The sequence below is a fragment of the Pseudoalteromonas aquimarina genome (assembly GCF_049257255.1).
GTDB lineage: Bacteria > Pseudomonadota > Gammaproteobacteria > Enterobacterales > Alteromonadaceae > Pseudoalteromonas.
Genome location: NZ_JBMMUG010000005.1, coordinates 404,658 through 425,327, shown reverse-complemented (window position 1 = coordinate 425,327; position 20,670 = coordinate 404,658). Strand labels below are relative to the sequence as shown.

Genomic DNA, 20,670 nt, shown 5'->3' with positions numbered 1-20,670 from the left:
TCAGTTTAATTAAGTCTAAATTTTGTTACGCTAAAAGCGTATGTTAGAACTTAATCTGTACGAGTGCCCACACAGATGATTGCTTAAATTTTTAAAGAACAGTGCAAACAACCTTGTGTTTGCCGCGACGCTTTGTCGCTGTTAGGGCTGCGTATGTTACGCTTTCCTATTTTTTTGTCAACACTTAATTTTGATTATTTTCTTTTTATTTTGAAAACTTTCAAAACTCAGTTTTACTTGACTCGACCAACTCGTGATTCGCTGCTATGCTGCGTCGTTCCCCGTGTTGGTGGAGGCGCATTATAGAGAGATTTGATCTGAGCGCAACCCTTTTTTAAAGAAAATTTGTATTTTTTTACTGTTTGTTTGAAATAACAGCTAAAAGCCTTAAAAACATACATTTTCTGATCAGAAATTAACAAATCCGTTACTCTTCTCTATACTTTGCCTATCAATAAGCATGTAAATGGTAGCGTGATGACTATTAGAAGTTATAAAGGTGTAGAGCCAAAAATTAATTTAAATACATATATAGATGAATCAGCCGTACTAGTCGGTCAAATTGAAATAGGTGCTGATTCTAGTATTTGGCCATTAGTTGCTGCACGTGGTGATGTTAACTATATCAAAATTGGTGAGCGTACTAATGTACAAGACGGGTCTGTGCTTCATGTAACGCGTAAAAGTAAATCCGTGCCAAATGGCTACCCGTTAATTATTGGTGATGATGTTACTATTGGTCACAAAGCCATGTTACATGGTTGCGTACTGGGAAACCGTATATTAGTCGGCATGGGTGCAATTATTATGGACAATGCAATTATTGAAGATGATGTGATTATTGGTGGAGGCTCATTGGTGCCACCTAATAAGACGTTAGAATCAGGTTATTTATATGTAGGTAGCCCAGTGAAGCAAGCCCGTAAGTTAAATGAAGCAGAACTTGCCTTCCTTAAAGTATCTGCTGATAACTACGTTGTATTAAAGAATGAATACTTAGAAGAGCTATAAAAGCTCTTCTACTTCTATCAAACCTTCATCATTATACAGCTCGTCTTCAATTGCATTTTCTGCAATATCTTCATAGTCGAATTTTTTACTTTCAAAGTCTAATAGCGCATCTTCTTTAGATTTGTTTGTTGAATAACAGCACGTAATCAGCTGACCTGATGCCTGAGCAAAGTAAGAGACACGTTTTGTGTTTTCGTCATATTCAACACGATCTACAAAAATGATTGATTGGTTCATTACAGTTCTCCTGATTTAAGCTGTTCAATAACCACTTGTGTTGAAGGCTTAACACCTCGCCAAACCAGAAATGCTTCTGCGGCCTGCCCTACCAACATACCAGAACCATCTAGTGTTACTGCTTGTGGATTAACACTTTTAATCCACAGATTAAATGAAGTATCTTGCTGACAATAAAACATATCGTAAGCAAGTTCACACTGTTCAACAAAACCTTTTGAAATAGGCGGAACATCACCTGTAATACTGGCTGATGTTGAATTAATAATAATGTCGAAACTTGCCTGTGGTTGATCATCAAAGCCACACGCTTCAATCTCACCATAGTTAGCAAATTCTTGGCTTAGCTTTATGGCCTTTCCTTTTGTTCTGTTTATTATTGTGAGCTTTGCTGGCTGCTGCTGTAAAATGGGTAAAATTGCTCCTCGCGCGGCGCCACCAGCACCAATTAATAGAACCCTTTTATGTGATATTTCAAATTGATTATTTAAAATATCGCTAACAAGGCCAATACCATCAGTATTATCGCCCACTAACTTGCCATCTGAATTAACTTTAATAGTGTTTACCGCACCTGCTGTTTTCGCTCTTTCAGTCAGTTCATCCACCAGGGAAAATGCTTCTTCTTTAAATGGTACTGTAACGTTTGCACCTTTACCGCCGGCTTTTACAAATGAATCGATTGATTCCTTAAAGCCATCAATCGGTGCTAATATTGCGCTGTATTCGATTGCTTGATTTAGCTCTTTTGCAAACGCTTGATGAATTTTCGGTGATTTTGAGTGATTTATTGGGTTTCCGAATACAGCGTATTTATCCATTAGTTTTCTCGCATTGAGTTAGAGTTATGAAACAAATATTAAGACGTATGTTTGGCACAACGCAGACACAGAGTGAACCTCATCAATCTCCTTCACCGGAAACAACACCATATATGCTAATGGGTGGTGAAAGCGGTGCACGCGCGCTAGCAAATCGATTTTACGACATTATGGCAGAAGAAGAATACGCCAAACCATTATATGATATGCATCCTCAACCTTTAGATAGAATTAGACAAGTGTTTTTCGAGTTTTTATCTGGATGGCTCGGTGGGCCTGATTTATTTGTTGAGAAGTACGGCCACCCAATGCTACGAAAGCGCCATATGCCGTTTCCTATTGATCAAGACTTACGAGATCAATGGATGTTTTGCATGAATAAAGCATTAGATATCGAAGTTGATAACCCAGTACTAAGAGAAGGGTTAAAGCAGTCGCTTGCTCAACTTGCTACACATATGATTAATCAAAATAGCCAGTAAGATTTCTCATTAGATTGCGTTAAATCAATGCAAACTAATCAATAATTGCGCATACTCAGTTTACTTAGTGCTTGAGAAAACTGTTATGCGTCATCACTCTATACAACATAAGATCTTCGCTTTACTCACTGTAACAGGCATTTTAGTGCTTGCAGCTAGTCTATTTAATGGACAAAAACAGCAAAGCGAATTGGCCCATCAAACAATTGAGCAAAATATTAAAATATTGGCTGATAATTATTTCGATTCTATAAATACCATGATGCTTACCGGCACTATGGCTAATCGTGAAATCTTACGCACAAAAATACTCAGCGAAGAACAAATTAAAGATATTCACATTATTCGTGGAAATAAAATCAACCAATTTTTTGGCCCAGGCGAAGCTAACCAATCACCACAAAATCAACAAGAAAGTGACGCATTAAATGGTAAAGAACAAGTTCATTTCTCTAAAAGTAACAATGGCCAGAATTTAATTACCTATCTAAAACCAATAGTCGCTAGCGAAGATTACCGCGGCACCAATTGTTTAGGCTGCCACCAGGCTACAGAAGGAGAAATTCTTGGAGCGGTTAAAATCAGCTACTCTCTAGACAAAGTGGATGCGGCTGTAACTCGAAATTCTTGGGTTAGCTTTGGTATTCTCACTACTATTTTTGTGGTGACTTTTGTGACACTAGGTTGGCTATTTAGAAAGTTTTTAATTGAACGTTTACGTGTTATTGGTAAATCAATGCGATTAGCGTCGCAAAATAACGATTTAACAATTCATGTTGAAGATAATACTAATGATGAACTTGGTCGCTTAGCGAATAACTTTAATCTTATGATGGCTGCGTTTAAAAGTAATATCAGCCAATTATCAGAATCTTCAAAAGTGCTAATCCACAGTGCTGAAAAAATTTATGCATCAGCTGAAACAACAGAACAAGCTATTAATCAGCAAAAGCAAGGTACTGACTCAGTAGCAGCTGCAATTAACGAATTAGAGTCATCTTCCTCAGAAGTGCGCAATACCACGCACTTTGCATCGGAGCGTTCGGATACCAGCAATCATTTAGCAGAAACTAGTTTAGAAATAGCAGAAAGTACCGAAGAAAGTATCAACGGCTTAGCCCTTGAAGTGCGCACTGCGGCACAGCAAGTAAGTGAGTTGCAAAACCGCACATTGGAAGTTGGGAAAGTGCTGGAAGTAATCAGCAATATTGCTGAGCAAACTAACTTACTTGCACTTAACGCAGCTATTGAAGCAGCACGTGCTGGCGAAGCCGGTAGAGGGTTTGCGGTGGTTGCTGATGAAGTGCGAACACTTGCCAATCGCACCCATGATTCGACTGACGAAATTAAACGTACTATTGATAATTTACAATCTGAAGCTATAGAAACCGTAAATACCATGAACCGCTCGAGTGAAGATGCTGATCAACGAGCTGAACAAGTTAAAAAAGTCGCGTTAGCATTAAAAGATATTTCTGAGCATATGAAAGAAATTAATCAACTTAATACACAAATCGCGGATGCTACTGAACAACAAAACTTAGCTGCTGAAGAAATTAATCAGAGTGTTATCGCAATCAGTGATAATGCGGAAACATCTTTAATTGATGCCCATGAAAGTAAGCAAGTCAGTGAAGGTTTGTTAGCCCTTGCGCGAGAGCTGGATCAGCAAGTACGTAAATTTAAACTTTAAAATTTTAAAGACAAAAAAGCCGCTTAACCGCGGCTTTTTTATTAAATTTGTAACCAATCTTTTGGCGATAAATAGTTTTCGTAGAGATTTGCTTCTAAGCTGTTTGGTTCAGGTTTAAAGTCATATTCCCAGCGCGCAAGCGGTGGCATCGACATTAAAATAGACTCAGTTCGACCACCTGTTTGTAAACCAAACAATGTGCCTCTATCCCATACTAAGTTAAACTCTACGTAACGACCACGGCGGTACAATTGGAAGTCTCGCTGTTTTTCGGTAAACGGAAAGTCTTTGCGTTTTTCAACGATTGGTAGGTAAGCATCTAAGTAACCATTGCCGACGGCACGCATAAATGCAAAACAACGGTCAAAGCCCCATTCATTTAAGTCATCAAAGAACAAACCACCTACACCACGAGTTTCACCACGGTGTTTTAGGTAAAAATATTCATCACACCACTTTTTATAGTCATCGTAAACGGTTTCACCAAATGGTAAACACAACTTACATGCTTCTTGGTGCCAATGTTTAACATCTGCTAATACTGGGTAATAAGGGGTTAAATCAAAACCACCACCAAACCACCAAATCGGCTCTTCACCTTCTTTTTCAGCAATAAAGAAGCGTACATTGGCATGTGATGTAGGTACATGAGGGTTTTTTGGGTGAATTACCAATGACACGCCACAGGCATGGAAACTACGCCCGGCTAGCTCTGGACGATGTGCTGTCGCCGATGCAGGCATTGATTCACCATAGACATGGGAATAATTCACGCCGCCTTGTTCAATCACTGCGCCATCTCTGATAACACGCGTACGGCCACCACCGCCTTCCTCACGTTGCCATGCATCTTCAACAAATTTGGCGCTACCATCAGCTTGCTCTAGAGCATCACAAATTTTATCTTGCAGGGCTAATAAGAATTCTTTTACTACTTCTAAATTAACGTGCGACATAATTACTCTCTAAATAACTTACCTGTGAAGGCATCTTTAATTTGGCTCGGTTTAGTATTACCACCAAGCGCCCCTTCAACATACGCAGCAACTTTATCACCAAAAGCGTGTTTTGCTTCATCAAGTGTTAACACAGGGTCTTGGCCAGTGAGGTTAGCACTTGTTGATACCAAAGGTTTACCAAAATCCTGGCATAACTGTTTTACAACTGGATGGCTTGTTACTCGCACAGCAATTGTATCAAACTGACCCGTTAGCCATTTTGGTGTACTTGATTTAGCTGGCATCACCCATGTAACTGCGGCAGGCCATGAAGAAAAAATATCCGCTCTTTTGTCCATCGGGATTTTCGCATCATCAACATAATCCAAAAGTTGACCATAATTATCAGCAATTAAAATTAACCCTTTTTCTACAGGACGTTGCTTAATATCTAGCAACTTCATTACAGCAGCTTCGCTATCAGGATCGCACCCTAAGCCATAAACAGCTTCCGTAGGATAAACAATGACACCCTCGTTTTTTAATGCAAGGGTAATTGGGCTTTCATTTAACTCGTTACTCACAGTTTGCTCCAAATCATAACGGTGTTTTGTGGTTACAATGCTTTTGTGGGCATTGTAACACCACGCCATTTGATGTTTTTTTCTCAACCATTACCTGCCACCCACATTCAGGGCAAGCTTGCGCAACAGGTTTACTATTTAAAATATATTTGCATTTGGGGTACCCCCCACAAGAGTAAAAGGTTTTACCCGATTTATTGCTACGTTCAACGAGTGCTGATTTTTTACAACTAGGACACGTAGGTAATTCACTCTTGGATTCTTCTTGTGCAATAAAATGACATTCAGGAAAGTTTGTACAACCAATAAACATACCAAAACGCCCATTTTTCACAGCCAGTGGATGGCTGCATTGAGGGCACTCGCTATCGTCGAGCACTTTGATTAGCGTTTCATTATGCTCAACCAGTGGGCGTGTATAATCACAATTAGGATAATTATTGCATCCTATAAAAGCGCCGTTTTTACTATGCTTAACGCTGGTCTCTGAACCACATTTCGGACACACTTCAAACTCTTTTTCTAAAGCATGTTCGTGGACTGAAAATAAAGAATGGTCAATTTTGCTCATTATTGTCAAAACGCAGACGAAATATAAGCAAAATTATATCATGTTAGCCAAGGCAAGATGCAAATTTAAACATGCCTTAATGAATGGTGCCGTTTTGCTCTTCGAATAATAAGTCTTCCATTTGAGCGTAAGCTATTTCTTTACCTGGCACATTAAATAGCACCATTAAAACCACCCACTTTAAATCATCAAGCTCAATAATGTCTTTATCCAACGCAAAAATACGATCAATGACCATTTCACGTGTGGTTGTATCAATTACGGATATTTGCTCTAAAAACATTAAGAAGCCGCGGCACGTAAGGTCTAATTTTTCACTTTCTTGCTGGGTAAAAATACGTACTGACTTTCCTGGTACACGATTTAAATAAGGGTATTCATCACTGTGTTGTAAATCGGCAAGTTGCTCTAGCCAATCAAGTGCTTTGTAAATTTCTCGATGATTAAACCCTGCGCGTAATAATTCATCTGTTAATTCACTTTGTTCCACGAAAATTTCGCTTTCGCTGTGAATATAGTTCTCAAACAAATACATGAGGATATCAAACATTTTTAACTCCTCCCTATTCGGGTATAACCGTCTAGTACACGTATAACTTGGCCTGAAAGTTCCAAATCTAACAATTGAGATAACAACTCATCTATAGGTAACTGTGAGAGTTGCTGTAATTTGTCAACTGATGTCACTTCTTCATTTAAGTGCTTTAGAACAGGATCTGACATTACAGGTTTTTCTGTCTCTTCTACTTTATATAGACAACTTTTCGGCAAAACGCTTAATTCTGCAAAAATATCCTCGCAATTTTCAATTAATTTAGCGCCTTGCTTAATAAGCGCATGACACCCTTTTGCCAACTCATTATAAACAGAACCAGGCACAGCAAAGATTTCCCTATTTTGCTCAAGTGCGTATTTAGCAGTAATCAAAGAACCACTTTTTTGTTCAGCCTCAACAACTATGGTACCCAATGACAAACCAGATATGATGCGATTCCTGCGAGGGAAATTTGCAGCAAGCGCAGAGGTACCCGGTAAATACTCAGATATAATTAGTCCTTTTTCGGCAATCTGATGATAAAGCTCTTTCGCCCGCTTGGGATAACATACATCAACTCCAGTACCTAGTACTGCAATTGTATTGCGACCCACTTGAAGCGCTCCCTGATGCGCACAGCTATCAATGCCTCTTGCCATTCCAGAAACAACACAAAAATCATTTAGTGCTAAATTAGTCGCTATATCTTTGCTAACTTGTCGACCGATTTCGGTTGCATTTCGCGAACCCACAATGGCTAATTTAGGTGTATTGAGTAATTCAATATCACCTTTACAAAAAAGCACTAAAGGTGGACTGGCTATTTCTTTTAAAAGTTGAGGATATTTGGGATGAGAGAAATAAATGATTTTAATATCACTGCTTTCGCAATCAGAAATAAGCGATGTTATTTTTTGCCAGTTGGTATTCTTAAGATTTTTTAGAGCGTTTGAGTTAAATCCAGTTTTTAGCTGGTCAAAATGAGTGAATGAAAAAATTTCGTCTAATGTGAACTGCTCTAATAGGTTTTGTACAGTTTGAAAACCAATTCCTTTCGAAAAATAAAAAGCGAGCCAATATTCAAGCTCGCTTCTTGTTTCTTTGTGCATCTTCTCTCCTTAGAAGACGCTCCACGTAATATTTAGTTATCTACATGGATAGTGTCACCAACACGAATAGGCTCTAAAGTTTTAGTAACAATGGCATAGCTTACTTTGTCGTAAACTTTAAATACCATTAATTCACCCACTTTTTCTTTTGGCATTTTCCATTCGCGGCTGTCTTCACCATCCCCAAAATAACTCATAGTTCGCTCATAACGTGAAGCAAAATCTTTATATTTAGGGCCATCTTTTCCTACTACTACTGTAGGAGATGCTCTGCGAATGTCCAATACATGGCCTGCTTTTAGTGAGTCCCTTTCACCACGATTTAACACAACTACGTCTAAGGTACTAAATTCTCGCAATTTTGTAGACGTATCTATAATTGTACCAGCGATTGAAGATTCTGGGCGCTTCATCATAAAGAACACAGGTAACGTTTGCCCTTCTAATGCAGGCATTAAAAAATCCCCTTGGCGAATTTCACGCTTAGCATTTTTTACACGCACTGAGGAAGGTGCTGCATTTGTCTCATCACCAGCCCTAAAAGCACGGCCGGTGCCAACAAGAATAGCCTCATGCCCTAGCACTTCTTCTGTTTCTGGGTCGATATATGGGTCACCTTGACGGTAAATACCATAATACTGTGAGCGTTCTAAATCACCTTTCACATAAATAATGTGATCTGTTTTAATATTTTTTACGTTCGCATTCGCACCTAATACAACAGGTCTTGTACCGATATCTTCTTCACTCAGCGCTTGCTCATAAGTTAAGAAAGGACGAATTACTTCCAAAGGTAGTGTCGGGATCGCATCACCTTTTTTCATGGTTTTGCGCACACCCGGTGATAGTTTCTTAAACTTCTGGTTAATCACAAGCATAGGGCGACCTTGTGAATCATAAACCAATGAAAGTTTATCACCTGGATAAATTAAGTGAGGATTATCTATTTGTGGATTAAGACGCCAAAGCTCCGGCCACAACCATGGTTGATCCAGGTATATAGCGGAAATATCCCAAAGGGTATCGCCTTTTTCTACAACATATTCTTTAGGGGCGTCCTTTCTGATCTGAAGCACATCAGCAAGAGTTGGAAACGCCATAGTTAATGCGACTATCGCAGCTGTCAGCTTATTGACCATAACTAGCTTCCTTGAGCTGTTTTTTATTATTATTTACTTAAACCTGTAAAAGGTGAAGACAAATGGCTAAAATAAAAACATATCATAAATTGATGATTTTCGCATAGTTTAAATTAAGGTAAATATGGCTATTTTAGAAGTTTTACGCTTTCCTGATGAGAGATTACGTACTGTTGCACAAGAAGTAACGCAAATTAATGAAGATACTAAGAAAATTGTATCAGATATGCTTGAGACCATGTATGACGAAAACGGTATTGGTCTTGCGGCTACTCAAGTAAACATCCACCAGCGTATTGTTGTTATTGATGTATCAGAAGAAGGTAACGAACCACTGGTGCTAATTAATCCAGAAATCATCAAAAAAGATGGCAGCAAAATTAGCGAAGAAGGCTGTTTATCAGTACCTGGTTCATATGCCAAAGTTGACCGTGCCGAAACGGTTACCATTAAAGCATTTGATGAAAATGGAATTGAGTTTGAAAAAGACGCTGATGGTCTACTTGCTGTATGTATTCAGCACGAATTAGATCACTTAAAGGGCGTGCTATTTATTGATTACCTTTCTCCATTAAAGCGCCAACGTATTCGCAAAAAACTAGAAAAAGAAGCCAAGCTTGCGTCAAAAGCTGGTTAATCTGTCTGGAGTAAATCTTGAGTAAACCTTTAAAAATTATTTTTGCGGGAACACCTGACTTTGCCGCGCAACATCTTGATGCTTTAATAAAATCAGAGCACCAAGTAATCGCAGTGTATAGCCAACCAGATCGCCCAGCAGGTCGCGGCAAAAAATTAAAAGCGAGTGAAGTAAAGCAGCTTGCTTTAACCCATGATATTCCAGTTTATCAACCAGAGAACTTTAAATCAGACGATGCCAAACAACAGCTCGCAGATTTAAATGCAGATATTATGGTAGTCGTTGCGTATGGCCTATTGCTACCAAAAGCAGTATTAGAAACACCAAAACTCGGCTGCATAAATGTGCATGGTTCAATTCTTCCTCGCTGGCGCGGTGCAGCCCCTATCCAACGTGCAATTTGGGCAGGTGATGCTGAAACTGGTGTAACTATCATGCAAATGGATGAAGGTTTAGATACTGGCGATATGATTTCCATTGCTACCTGTCCTATTGAAGCGACAGATACAAGTGCAACCCTTTACAGCAGGCTTGCTGAGCTTGGTCCGACGGCGCTTATCGATACTTTAGCCACAATTGCCGATGGCACAGCTAATGCCGAAAAGCAAAATGACGAATTAGCTAATTACGCGAAAAAGCTTAGTAAAGACGAAGCAAATATCGATTGGCAAATGACTGCCCAACAAATCGAACGTAATATTCGCGCATTTAACCCTTGGCCAATTTGTTTTACACAAATGCAAGGTAACACGGTAAAAGTATATGCTGCTGAATTGGTCGATGGTACAGGTCGTGCTGGTGAAGTGTTAGCTGCTGACAAATCGGGTGTAACCGTTGCAACAGGTGGCGGCGCACTAAAAATCACGCAATTGCAGCCTCAAGGTAAAAAACCAATGTCGGCTCAAGATTTCTTAAATGGCCGTGCTGACTGGGTAGCTGTTGGTTCTATTTTAGGTGAAAGTAATGAGTAGTGTTCGTGCATATGCAGCTGAAACACTGCATCTAGTGATTGATAAAGGTCACTCATTATCGCAAGTATTACCAAGATACTCTGACAAACTGCCAGCAAAAGAGCGCCCTCTTTTACAACAGCTTTGTTATGGCGTTTTACGCTACTTACCAAGCTTAGAAAACTACTGTTCTCACTTGCTTGAAAAACCTTTAAAAGGCAAACAGCGTCCTTTCCAATTTTTGCTTTATGTGGGTATTTATCAACTTCAGCACATGCGTATTCCAGCACATGCGGCACTTGATGAAACAGTAAATGCGGTTAAAACAATGCGTGCACCAGGCCTTAAAGGCTTAGTAAACGCAGTACTGCGTAACTTTCAGCGCCGCCAAAGTGAACTGGAAAATTTAGCCGATCAAATTGATGCCTGTAAGTACAATCACCCTGGTTGGTTTTTAAATAAGCTAAAAGCAGCTTACCCTGACAACTGGCAAGATATTGTCGAAGCAAACCAAGTACAAGCGCCAATGTGGTTGCGCGTTAATAGTAACTACTATTCGCCTAAAGAGTATCGAGATTTACTGCTTGATGCAGATATTGAAGCACATTTAGTTGATCAGTTTGATGATGCACTAGTACTTGAAAATGCTGTTGATGTATTTAAATTACCTGGCTTCGAGTTAGGTCATAGCTCAGTACAAGATGGTGCAGCACAACTTGCGGCAAGATTGCTCGAACCAAAAGATGGCGACAAAATTCTTGATGCCTGTGCAGCCCCTGGTGGTAAAACGTGTCATATTTTAGAGCTAGCGGAATGTGATGTTACCGCACTTGATCATGACGCAACCCGTCTTGAGCGCGTACAGCAAAACTTAGAACGTATTGGCCTAAAGGCAAAGCTAATAAGTGCAGATGCGAGCCAACCTGACGACTGGTGGGATGGCGAACAGTTTGATCGTATCTTGTTAGATGTGCCCTGTTCTGCAACTGGCGTAATTCGCCGTCATCCCGATATAAAATGGCTACGTCGAGCATCTGATATCGAACAACTAGCCAAGCTGCAGCAACAAATACTTGAACAAATCTGGCCTTTATTAAAATCTGGTGGCACATTGGTGTATGCAACATGCTCTGTTTTACCGGAAGAAAATACCAACCAGATAAAACAGTTTTTAGCACAGCATGCTGATGCTAAGCATATCGCACTCAATTTAGCAGATACCATCGAGCAACCAGGCTGGCAATTACTGCCAGATGAGCATGATGGCTTTTTCTACGCGAAAATTGAAAAATTATAATTAAGGCGAAGCTCGCCAACTAAGCGATTGACAGTATGAAAATTATCATTTTAGGTGCCGGACAAGTTGGTGGTACCTTAGCAGAAAACCTAGTAGGTGAAAAAAACGAAATCACCGTGGTTGATATTAACCGAGAAAAGCTACGCGTATTACAAGATAAATATGACCTTCAGGTAGTATCTGGTCATAGTGCTCACCCTGAGGTATTACGCCAAGCAGGTGCTGAAGATGCCGATATGATTATCGCGGTTACCAGCTCTGACGAAGTTAATATGATTGCCTGTCAAATCGCTTACAGTATTTTTAATACACCAACTAAAATTGCTCGAATTCGCTCTGAGCAATATCTCAAATACAAAGAGCAACTATTCCATAACCATGATTTACCGGTTGATCACTACATTGCGCCTGAACAACTAGTTACTCGCTATATTCATCGTTTAATTGATTACCCTGGAGCACTGCAAGTACTGCAGTTTGCCGAAGGGAAATTATCATTAGTGGCGGTAAAAGCGTACTACGGCGGTTTACTTGTTGGCTATGCACTATCAGCACTGAAAAAGCATATTCCTAATGTTGAAACGCGCGTTGCCGCCATTTACCGTAAAGGTCGACCAATTAAACCGCTAGGCACAACGGTTATTGAAGCCGATGACGAAATCTTTTTCGTTGCTGCCACTAAACATATTCGCGCGGTAATGAGCGAGCTACAAAAGCTCGAGCAATCGTATAAAAAAATTATGATTGTGGGTGGCGGTAATATTGGTGCAGGCCTTGCCCGCACGTTAGAGAAGAGTCACAGCGTAAAACTGATTGAGCGAAATCCTGAACGTGCAGAGTATCTCTCAGGTACTCTGGACCGTACCGTTGTTTTTTGCGGTGATGCATCAGACCAAGAATTATTATCGGAAGAACACATTGAACAAGTCGATGTGTTTATTGCCGTTACTAACGACGATGAAGCAAACATTATGTCTGCCATGCTTGCCAAACGCATGGGTGCACAAAAAACCATGGTATTAATTCAACGTGGCGCCTATGTTGATCTAGTGCAAGGTGGTGAAATTGATATTGCTATTTCCCCGCAACAAGCAACGATTTCAGCCCTATTAACTCACGTCCGTCGTGGTGATATTGTTAATGTGTATTCACTGCGCAAAGGCGCTGCTGAAGCCATTGAAGCTGTAGCGCACGGCGATGAAACCACCTCAAAGGTTGTCGGTCGAGCCATTCAAGATATCAAATTACCAGCGGGTACAACCATTGGTGCTATCGTGCGTAATGACGATGTATTGATTGCACATGATGATACCGTGATCCTCTCAGGTGACCATGTCATTATGTTCCTTATCGATAAAAAACAAATTCACGTGGTTGAAAAGCTCTTCCAAGTAAGTGCTATCTTCTTATAAATTTATTATAGAAATATCTATACTTTGCGAAAGGTAATTTATAACTAGGTCAGTAAAATTACTGTTTATTAATTAACCTTTCGTTACATTATTGACTATTTACTCTAACTTGGAACTAATAAAGGTACACACGAATGTGTATCTTTACTATTGGAGACAAGTTAATGAATAAAATAATAAAATCGATATTACTTAGTGCACTTACTTTACCTATGTTAAGCGCGGCTGCGTTTGAAACTACAAACCAAGAGCGTTCAATGCTAATTGCTGAGCAAAAGCGAGCTTTAGCTCACTCACTTGCCACAAACTATGCGAAGTTAAAACCCAGCATTCTCGCATCTACCTCTGCCTACGATTTAACCGTAGGTACAGCTGAGCTTTCTTTTACCAGCAAAGAGTTGAATCAGCTTAAGCAAGTAGAAAAAACTATTCGCTCAGCCAAAGGCTTACCTCATAATAATCAATTAATTACCCAGCTAAGGATTGCCGATGAAAGCATGTTTAACTCGTTAATCTCTGAAACACCTTTATTTGCATGGGCTCCAGCGGGTAGTGAGAAATCATGGCAATTTATTGAAGCATTTGATACACAAGGCAACACCTATCACTTACCCGTAAATGAGCTACCTGAACGCCCTGTATTAATTGTTGAGCTAGACAACAAACAAGCACTATCGGAAGGTATTTCAGTACTAAAAAAAGCATTGAAACCATTTAGCAGCGAACCAAAATTAGCATTGAATTCAACAACTCAATCAACAACGAGCCCAATTCAAACCTCAGTACTTAAATCTATTCATTTACAAGATGATGAAGAGCCGTGGATATCTGGGAAGGCGGAAGTGTATAGCATTGTTACTGGTGTGAGTCCGTCTCGTGATGAGCCTGTGCTTGATATTCTAGACATGCCTTATCTTGATTACGATGGCACCACCTATCACCCTAATCAAATTATCATTTATTGGGATCGCTACCGTTGGAAAGCAGCTGACATTTTAATGATGGAACAGGATGACAATACTAACTACAAAGAACTTGCGAGCCGCTTACTTGACGTTGCTACCGAGATTCTTAAAGCAATTCCAGACCCAGAAGTACAAGGCTATGCCATCATCCCACAGTTAACCAATAAAGTACTAGCAGCAATGCCTGACTCATGGTTTACCAATGATGATGACTATGTGGATGTGTATTACACCTTGTTTGAAGGCCAACACTATTCAAATCACAAAGGCGCTAGCTCAAATGCAACCATCACTCTTGAGCCATTAACGATTCAGCCTCGTTAATTAACAGAGTACCTTTAAACCAGAATCAAAGAGCGCTAAAGGCGCTCTTTTTTGTTTATTGAGAGAATTATAGTAATCATTCTGACGTTTAGAAAGTGTGTCAAAATTCGCTCTTGAATCGATACATCGTGCGCTTTACGCAGTAATCGAATCCATTTTGGCCTAGTATTGACGACCGATATATTAAGTCATCCTGACGCGATACTCCGGCTCGAAATCCCTTTCTCGCGTTCGGCCAGCTGCGAAACTTCGTTTCGGTCTGGTGTTAGCTAATGTGAAAATAAATTCATCCTTGAAGCGATATTCCGGCTTTTCATCCCTGAAAAGCGTTCGCGTCTAGGGAAACTTCGTTTCCCCCGAGCGGCGCTCACCCACGCCAGAATGTTGGGGTGAATAATACGAGTAGTGTAAATATTTCGAGGCGGCCAAATACCATGGCGAGCGTTAGTATCCATTTAGCAGTATCGGTAATATCGCCAAAGTGTGCTGCTACATCACCTAAGCCTGGACCTAAGTTATTTAAGCAAGCGGCTGTCGCTGAGAATGCTGTAATATTGTCCATTCCAGTTGCTAATAAACACAGCATAATGATGACAAATACCAAAGCATACGCGGAAAAAAAGCCCCATACAGCTTCAACTACTTTGTCAGGTAATGCTTTGCGCCCAAGCTTAATCGAGTAAATTGCACGTGGGTGTACCAAGCGGTTTAACTCGCGAATACCTTGTAAGTACAACAGGAACACGCGCACTACTTTCATGCCGCCACCTGTTGAGCCAGCACAACCTCCAATAAAGCTTGAAAAGATAAGCAAAATTGGTAAAAACAATGGCCACTGCGAGAAGCTATCGGTGGCAAAACCAGCCGTCGTACTAATTGAAACCGCTTGGAAAAGTGCTTGGTCAAATGCTTGGTCTGTCGAGGTATAAATACCAGCAGAAGTCAGTACAAAGAAACACAAAAGCACTAAACATGTTTGAATAAAAAGGAAAACTTTAAGCTCTGGGTCACGCCAATAAACGCGAAAGTTTTTATTAGCTACCGCCGCATAGTGCAGTGAAAAGTTCACGGCTGCGATTAATAAAAACACCACACAAATAATATTAATTAGTGGACTATTAAAGTGGCCAATAGAGGCATCATAAGTAGAAAAACCACCAATGGCGATAGTCGAAAAGGCATGACAAATGGCATCAAACCAATTCATCCCTGCCGCCCAATACGCCAAAGTACAAGCCGCTGTAAGCGATACATAAATATACCAAAGGTGTTTTGCTGTATCGGCAATGCGAGGGGTCATTTTTGAATCTTTTACAGGGCCAGGTGTTTCAGCGCGGTAAAGCTGCATGCCACCTACACCAAGCATGGGCAGTACTGCCACGGCAAGTACGATGATACCCATACCACCTAGCCATTGCAGTTGCTGGCGATAGAATAAAATCGCTTTAGGCAAGTACTCAATGCCTGTTAGAACAGTCGCCCCAGTGGTGGTAAGGCCTGAGAATGACTCAAAAACAGAATCTGCTATAGATAGATTAGGTTCTTCTAAAAAGATCAGTGGTAACGAACCAAAACTGCCCAGTACCAACCAAAACAAAACAACAATTAAAAAGCCTTCACGGGCTTTTAAGTCCCCTCTTTGCTTTCGGTTTGGGTAGTAGGCTATTAAGCCAATAATAATACTAAAGACAAATGCCAGAACAAACGGCACACCACCACCATCTTTATAAATAAGCGAAACGAGCGCAGGCGGGATCATGGTGATACTAAATAAGGCAACTAACTGCCCTAAAATTTTAATTATTGTTCTGTATTGCATTGCAAGAGTAAGAAACGAGCTATTTTAAGCTATTCTCTTACTGTTTTACTTTTAACTCAACAGCACCATTGGATATTTCATAAATATCTTTTATCGCCAGCTCTGCATTTCGCTCATCAATAGCGATTTGCCATGCAATATTTGCAGAAAATTCTTTCTCAATACTACTACCACTAAACTGAGTATTAATATGTTGTTCAATTACCCCTTGTAGCGCATAACTCGATTCACCAAGTAATGTCACCATTGGAACACGAGTTAGTACTTCAATGTCACTCAATGCATTATTAAGTGAGCCACCATATGCACGAACCAGCCCACCTGTGCCCAACTTTATGCCGCCAAAATAGCGCGTAATTACCGCGGTGATTTCACCAAGCCCAGAGCCCATAAGCACATTTAACATTGGCTTTCCAGCAGTACCATTTGGTTCACCATCATCAGAAAAGCCTAGTACATGGCTACCGCCAGGCTCTCCAGCCACATGCGCCCAACAATTATGACGTGCATCTGGGTATTCTTCATTGATACTTTTTATAAACGCTTTCGCATCTGCAATGGTTGGCGTATGTGCTATATGTACAATGAAAGTGCTTTTTTTAATTTCTTCACGATACAAGGTTCGTGTTGCTGGGTACTGGTATTCTTGAGTCATAACTTACAAAATAAAAAGGAGCCATATGGCTCCTTAATCATAACATTGTCGATTAAGCTAAGCCTAAATCGCGTGTCATATTTTCATTGCGGTCTTGATGAACAATCACATTATCTTCAATACGAATTCCACCAAATGGCTTAAATGCTTCAACTGTTTGCCAATTGATGTATTGATTGTTATCTGTTTGCGCCAAGTCAGCTAACAATGAATCAATAAAGTACAAGCCTGGTTCAATAGTAAACACTTGGTTCGCTTCAATTAAGCGTGTACAACGTAAGAACGGATGACCTTCAGGTGGTGCTTGGTGTGTACCGCGTTCATCAGCCATAAAACCACCCATATCGTGAACTTGTAAACCTAGGTGGTGGCCTAAACCATGTGGGAAGAAAGTGGAACTAATCCCTTTCTCAATAATGGCTTCAGGCGATAAGTTTACTATCTTAAATTCACTTAATACTTGCGCTACTCGCTGATGGCAATCTAAATGCAATTCACCGTACTTAATACCCGGCTTAAGCCCTTCACAAAGTGCCTGCTGATGCGCATTCATTGCACTGACTAATTCAGCAAATGGACCTTGCTGTTTAAAGTCGTAAGTACGGGTGATGTCGGCTGCATAACCGTTGAAGTTTGCACCTGCATCAATCAAAAATGATAAATGCTGATCGGGCTTCGCAATATCTAAATGGGTGTAATGTAAAATCGCGCAGTTTTTATTAAGCGCAACAATATTGCCGTATGGCATTTGGTTTTCGGTATGCTGCGTAGCTACAAGATACGCATGCTGAATATCGTATTCAGAACCACCTGCATAAAATGCTTCGCGAGCTGCTTTATGACCAAGCACCGCCAAACGATTTGCTTCACGTAAACATACTAATTCGTAATCGGTTTTGTATGCACGGTGATAATGCAGGTAGTTTAAAACACCTTCTGGGTTAATTGCAGAAAAACCAAGTGCTTTCGCAACTTCAATATATTCACCAATATATGCAAACTTTTCTTTATCATACGGCAGCAGTTGCTCAACTTGCTCTGGTGATTTTAATAATGAAATATCAAAATACTCAGCCCAAAAATCACTAGGCTCATCTGGCACTTTATGCCAAAAATCCACAGGGCGATAAAAAATAAGTTTTGGCTTATCAACACCATTAACTACTAACCAACAGTGTGGATTATCGATAACAGGTAACCAAGCTTTAAACTGTGGATTAACTTTAAACGGGTAATCCATATCATCTAAAAATTGGCGTTTCGCTTGACCTGAGTGAATGATCAGACCATCAAGTCCTTCACGCGCTAGTACATCTTTAGTACGTGACTGTAAGGTTGCAATATGCGCAGCATAAGTTGTTGAAAGTTTATCCATTATTAGTCCAGTTCAGTGTGTTCTTTATCAAGTGTATCATTTCAGCTTGCCGATCATAATAGGCATCTGTAAATCAAAGTAGTTTGCAAGTTTACTGCCAACCTACTTCTGAATTTTCATTGAAATAAGTTCATCAAATAAGTTTTCTTTGTTGCCCGCACGGGTTGCATACACTTGACGATAAGCGTACACATTTTTTACGTACTCGCGTGTTTCACGATACGGTATTGCTTCAACCCACAGGTCAAAATCGACCGCATCTTTAGGTAACCAGTTTTTTACTTTGTGATATCCCGCATTATATGAAGCCGTTGCAATCACCTCATTGCCTTTACTCTTTTTCTTTAAGTAATTGAGGTATTGCGTGCCCAAGCGAATATTAATATGTGGCTTTTTCAGCTGATTGTGACTTACTTTGCCTTTGTTAACATAACGTGCTGTACTTGGTAGTAACTGCATCAACCCAATAGCTCCAGCACTTGAATGTGCATCTGAGGCAAATGAGCTTTCACGACGAGAAATCGCATAAGCCCATGTTTTATCAACTTTGCTACGTGAGCTAAAACGCTCAAATTGATCGCTATACGGTGTTGGAAAACGATAGTCGAGTAAATTAAACGCTTTTAACTCACTCATTACCCGAATCACACTATCATGCCAACCCATATTGTTTGCAAGGCTTGCAGCAGCCAACTTTTCGTCATCGGTTAAACCAGCTATCAGCGAGTTCCATTCTCGGCGAGCCGAATAAAAACGCTCAAGCTCATAAAGTGCTTTTGCACGTTTAAATGCAGGACTTTCACTTACCAATTTTTGACTTTTTGGGTCGACAACTGCGGGCTGATATTCTAATGACACATCAAGTCCCAAGCGCGAAGCAGCCAAGAACCCATAGTAATCACGTTTCTTTGCAAGTTGTTGCCAAAGCGAATTAGCTTCTTGTTTTTCTCCTATTTTATCGTGAGCATATGCAAGCCAATAACGATAACCATTATTCAATGTTTTACCGGTTGAATAAGCAATAATGCCTTGCCAGTCTTGCTCAAGCAGCATATTGCTTAATTGCCATTGCATTAATTTGCTGTCGTGCCTTTCTGGTGCAACTTTATTTAAGTAAAACTTCGCTTCTTTATGTTTACCCGATGCCAGTGACAAAGCAAAAATATAATACAGAGACTGTTTTTGTGACTCAGAGTACCCAAACATGGTTTCGAGTTTTTGCCATGCGCGAATCGCTAAATCACGATCTCGCCACACCAAGCGTTTAACGCCATAAAGAGCAATTTGGCCTTCTTTTTCACTCCGCTTTTTAAATCGATAAAGCCCTGCGGCCGCAGCGGGATCACGCCTAACTGTTTTATACAAATCAGCTAAATAGCGTTCATTTTCTGGTAGTAGCCGACTTAAAAAGCCAAGTAAGCTGGTATCGCCTTTTTCTGATACTTTGGTGATCCGTTGCCACAAAAGTTCTTGGTTTAAGTGCCCAGCTTTACGCCAATTAGCAAATAAGTTATCACACGCTTTTGGCTGCGACTTTGCGACATTCCAAAGTTCATCTACTTGATTAAAAATCGCTTCTTTTGGTGCACCCAGTTTTAGTTGATATGTTAAATAGGTGCAGCGATATTCAGCGTTATTAGTGGGGCGATACGCATCAATATACAGTGCCTTTTTATTAAGCTTTATAAGGTTATCTAACCATGCATAACGTACTTGCCATTCTAATGGCGTACCTTGATAGGTATCTAAAAATTTAGTTATTTCTTTTTGATTTGCGAGCTTTGGAAAATTTTCCAAAAATTTGGCTTCTGCGTAGGGTGCAAGAGGATGTGACGACTGCTTTAAAGCTTGATAAAAAGCGCGCTTGTCATTTTTTTTGGCGAGCTTTTCTAACGCTAAAAAGTCTTTGTGCGCTGCTTTATCAGCACTTGCGTTCAACGCCGAGGAAGAAAGTACCAAGCTAACAAGCGTTGTTAAAATCAATGATTTTTTCACTGTTTTGCTCTCTTTACCACAGAAATAAAATGCGCTGTGGTTATCTATTCAAATTAATTTATAAATGCGCTGCAAAATAGCTTTGCAGTACCTCCATCTTAAACAATGCAAACCAAAACTT

Annotated in this window: 20 protein-coding genes; 8 read left to right on the top strand and 12 right to left on the bottom strand. The window is 40.1% G+C overall.

Annotated elements, in window-relative coordinates; genetic code table 11:
- Window positions 1-477 precede the first annotated feature (477 nt).
- Window positions 478-1,011 (top strand): gamma carbonic anhydrase family protein, encoded by a 534-nt coding sequence (locus AAEU29_RS15180; protein ID WP_274763554.1) that lies wholly within the window; start codon window positions 478-480, stop codon window positions 1,009-1,011.
- Here the strand turns inward: AAEU29_RS15180 and AAEU29_RS15175 are convergent.
- Both AAEU29_RS15175 and aroE read right to left on the bottom strand, forming a co-directional pair.
- Window positions 1,006-1,248: a DUF1488 family protein gene (locus AAEU29_RS15175; RefSeq protein ID WP_421974103.1), complete on the bottom strand. Its 243-nt coding sequence runs from the start codon at window positions 1,246-1,248 to the stop codon at window positions 1,006-1,008. The two genes, AAEU29_RS15180 and AAEU29_RS15175, sit on opposite strands and share 6 nt — an antisense overlap.
- Window positions 1,248-2,069: a shikimate dehydrogenase gene (gene aroE, locus AAEU29_RS15170; protein WP_421974102.1), complete on the bottom strand. Its 822-nt coding sequence runs from the start codon at window positions 2,067-2,069 to the stop codon at window positions 1,248-1,250. The genes AAEU29_RS15175 and aroE overlap by 1 nt, the downstream gene beginning before the upstream one ends.
- Before the next feature lie 47 nt (window positions 2,070-2,116).
- On the opposite strand from aroE, the gene AAEU29_RS15165 reads away from it, so the two are divergent.
- Window positions 2,117-2,551 (top strand): group II truncated hemoglobin, encoded by a 435-nt coding sequence (locus AAEU29_RS15165; RefSeq protein WP_372771030.1) that lies wholly within the window; start codon window positions 2,117-2,119, stop codon window positions 2,549-2,551.
- Between the two features lie 85 nt (window positions 2,552-2,636).
- Window positions 2,637-4,244 (top strand): methyl-accepting chemotaxis protein, encoded by a 1,608-nt coding sequence (locus AAEU29_RS15160; RefSeq protein ID WP_421974101.1) that lies wholly within the window; start codon window positions 2,637-2,639, stop codon window positions 4,242-4,244.
- Between the two features lie 41 nt (window positions 4,245-4,285).
- On the opposite strand, the gene hemF is transcribed toward AAEU29_RS15160, so the two are convergent.
- From hemF to AAEU29_RS15130, 6 genes are all read right to left on the bottom strand, one after another.
- Window positions 4,286-5,200 carry an oxygen-dependent coproporphyrinogen oxidase gene (gene hemF, locus AAEU29_RS15155; protein WP_421974100.1) on the bottom strand — a complete coding sequence of 305 codons (915 nt, stop codon included), beginning with the start codon at window positions 5,198-5,200 and terminating at the stop codon, window positions 4,286-4,288.
- Window positions 5,201-5,202: 2 nt separating this feature from the next.
- The gene (tsaC, locus tag AAEU29_RS15150; RefSeq protein WP_274763548.1) at window positions 5,203-5,766 is read right to left on the bottom strand and encodes an L-threonylcarbamoyladenylate synthase type 1 TsaC; all 564 of its coding nucleotides are present in this window, start codon (window positions 5,764-5,766) and stop codon (window positions 5,203-5,205) included.
- A gap of 13 nt (window positions 5,767-5,779) precedes the next feature.
- Window positions 5,780-6,337 carry a DNA topoisomerase family protein gene (locus AAEU29_RS15145; protein WP_421974099.1) on the bottom strand — a complete coding sequence of 186 codons (558 nt, stop codon included), beginning with the start codon at window positions 6,335-6,337 and terminating at the stop codon, window positions 5,780-5,782.
- Between the two features lie 76 nt (window positions 6,338-6,413).
- Window positions 6,414-6,887, bottom strand: a complete 474-nt coding sequence (locus AAEU29_RS15140) for a DUF494 family protein (protein ID WP_274763546.1) — start codon at window positions 6,885-6,887, stop codon at window positions 6,414-6,416.
- A gap of 2 nt (window positions 6,888-6,889) precedes the next feature.
- Entirely contained in the window at window positions 6,890-7,981 is a 1,092-nt protein-coding gene (gene dprA / locus AAEU29_RS15135) for a DNA-processing protein DprA (protein ID WP_421974098.1), read from the bottom strand.
- A gap of 32 nt (window positions 7,982-8,013) precedes the next feature.
- Entirely contained in the window at window positions 8,014-9,120 is a 1,107-nt protein-coding gene (locus AAEU29_RS15130; protein WP_421974097.1) for a LysM peptidoglycan-binding domain-containing protein, read from the bottom strand.
- Between the two features lie 124 nt (window positions 9,121-9,244).
- Between AAEU29_RS15130 and def the strand changes: the two genes are divergently transcribed.
- From def to AAEU29_RS15105, 5 genes are all read left to right on the top strand, one after another.
- A complete protein-coding gene (def, locus tag AAEU29_RS15125) occupies window positions 9,245-9,757 on the top strand; it encodes a peptide deformylase (protein ID WP_421974096.1) in 513 nt (170 codons plus the stop codon).
- A gap of 17 nt (window positions 9,758-9,774) precedes the next feature.
- Window positions 9,775-10,728, top strand: coding sequence for a methionyl-tRNA formyltransferase (gene fmt / locus AAEU29_RS15120; protein WP_421974095.1), 954 nt, complete (start codon window positions 9,775-9,777; stop codon window positions 10,726-10,728).
- On the top strand, window positions 10,712-12,004 hold the full coding sequence (gene rsmB / locus AAEU29_RS15115) for a 16S rRNA (cytosine(967)-C(5))-methyltransferase RsmB (RefSeq protein WP_421974094.1): 1,293 nt from the start codon (window positions 10,712-10,714) through the stop codon (window positions 12,002-12,004). Before fmt ends, rsmB begins: the two co-directional genes overlap by 17 nt.
- Before the next feature lie 35 nt (window positions 12,005-12,039).
- Entirely contained in the window at window positions 12,040-13,416 is a 1,377-nt protein-coding gene (gene trkA, locus AAEU29_RS15110) for a Trk system potassium transporter TrkA (RefSeq protein WP_421974093.1), read from the top strand.
- 164 nt (window positions 13,417-13,580) lie between these two features.
- The gene (locus AAEU29_RS15105) at window positions 13,581-14,705 is read left to right on the top strand and encodes a DUF3103 family protein (protein ID WP_421974092.1); all 1,125 of its coding nucleotides are present in this window, start codon (window positions 13,581-13,583) and stop codon (window positions 14,703-14,705) included.
- 367 nt (window positions 14,706-15,072) lie between these two features.
- Here the strand turns inward: AAEU29_RS15105 and AAEU29_RS15100 are convergent, their stop codons facing one another.
- The 4 genes from AAEU29_RS15100 to AAEU29_RS15085 form a co-directional block, all read right to left on the bottom strand.
- Window positions 15,073-16,524, bottom strand: coding sequence for a TrkH family potassium uptake protein (locus tag AAEU29_RS15100; RefSeq protein WP_010561297.1), 1,452 nt, complete (start codon window positions 16,522-16,524; stop codon window positions 15,073-15,075).
- A gap of 37 nt (window positions 16,525-16,561) precedes the next feature.
- Window positions 16,562-17,179, bottom strand: coding sequence for a YigZ family protein (locus tag AAEU29_RS15095; RefSeq protein WP_421974091.1), 618 nt, complete (start codon window positions 17,177-17,179; stop codon window positions 16,562-16,564).
- Window positions 17,180-17,231: 52 nt separating this feature from the next.
- Window positions 17,232-18,554: a Xaa-Pro dipeptidase gene (pepQ, locus tag AAEU29_RS15090; RefSeq protein ID WP_421974090.1), complete on the bottom strand. Its 1,323-nt coding sequence runs from the start codon at window positions 18,552-18,554 to the stop codon at window positions 17,232-17,234.
- A 102-nt stretch (window positions 18,555-18,656) separates the two neighbouring features.
- Complete coding sequence (locus tag AAEU29_RS15085) at window positions 18,657-20,549, bottom strand: transglycosylase SLT domain-containing protein (protein WP_421974089.1); 1,893 nt, start codon at window positions 20,547-20,549, stop codon at window positions 18,657-18,659.
- Window positions 20,550-20,670 lie beyond the last annotated feature (121 nt).

Excerpts from the sequence above, each read along its gene's own strand:
- def (WP_421974096.1), top strand. The coding sequence starts at position 9,245 with ATGGCTATTTTAGAAGTTTTACGCTTTCCTGATGAGAGATTACGTACT.
- AAEU29_RS15105 (WP_421974092.1), top strand. The coding sequence starts at position 13,581 with ATGAATAAAATAATAAAATCGATATTACTTAGTGCACTTACTTTACCT.
- AAEU29_RS15160 (WP_421974101.1), top strand. The coding sequence starts at position 2,637 with ATGCGTCATCACTCTATACAACATAAGATCTTCGCTTTACTCACTGTA.
- aroE (WP_421974102.1), bottom strand. The coding sequence starts at position 2,069 with ATGGATAAATACGCTGTATTCGGAAACCCAATAAATCACTCAAAATCA.
- hemF (WP_421974100.1), bottom strand. The coding sequence starts at position 5,200 with ATGTCGCACGTTAATTTAGAAGTAGTAAAAGAATTCTTATTAGCCCTG.
- AAEU29_RS15145 (WP_421974099.1), bottom strand. The coding sequence starts at position 6,337 with ATGAGCAAAATTGACCATTCTTTATTTTCAGTCCACGAACATGCTTTA.
- dprA (WP_421974098.1), bottom strand. The coding sequence starts at position 7,981 with ATGCACAAAGAAACAAGAAGCGAGCTTGAATATTGGCTCGCTTTTTAT.
- AAEU29_RS15175 (WP_421974103.1), bottom strand. The coding sequence starts at position 1,248 with ATGAACCAATCAATCATTTTTGTAGATCGTGTTGAATATGACGAAAAC.
- AAEU29_RS15095 (WP_421974091.1), bottom strand. The coding sequence starts at position 17,179 with ATGACTCAAGAATACCAGTACCCAGCAACACGAACCTTGTATCGTGAA.
- AAEU29_RS15165 (WP_372771030.1), top strand. The coding sequence starts at position 2,117 with ATGTTTGGCACAACGCAGACACAGAGTGAACCTCATCAATCTCCTTCA.
- AAEU29_RS15140 (WP_274763546.1), bottom strand. The coding sequence starts at position 6,887 with ATGTTTGATATCCTCATGTATTTGTTTGAGAACTATATTCACAGCGAA.
- AAEU29_RS15180 (WP_274763554.1), top strand. The coding sequence starts at position 478 with ATGACTATTAGAAGTTATAAAGGTGTAGAGCCAAAAATTAATTTAAAT.
- AAEU29_RS15130 (WP_421974097.1), bottom strand. The coding sequence starts at position 9,120 with ATGGTCAATAAGCTGACAGCTGCGATAGTCGCATTAACTATGGCGTTT.
- trkA (WP_421974093.1), top strand. The coding sequence starts at position 12,040 with ATGAAAATTATCATTTTAGGTGCCGGACAAGTTGGTGGTACCTTAGCA.
- AAEU29_RS15100 (WP_010561297.1), bottom strand. The coding sequence starts at position 16,524 with ATGCAATACAGAACAATAATTAAAATTTTAGGGCAGTTAGTTGCCTTA.
- pepQ (WP_421974090.1), bottom strand. The coding sequence starts at position 18,554 with ATGGATAAACTTTCAACAACTTATGCTGCGCATATTGCAACCTTACAG.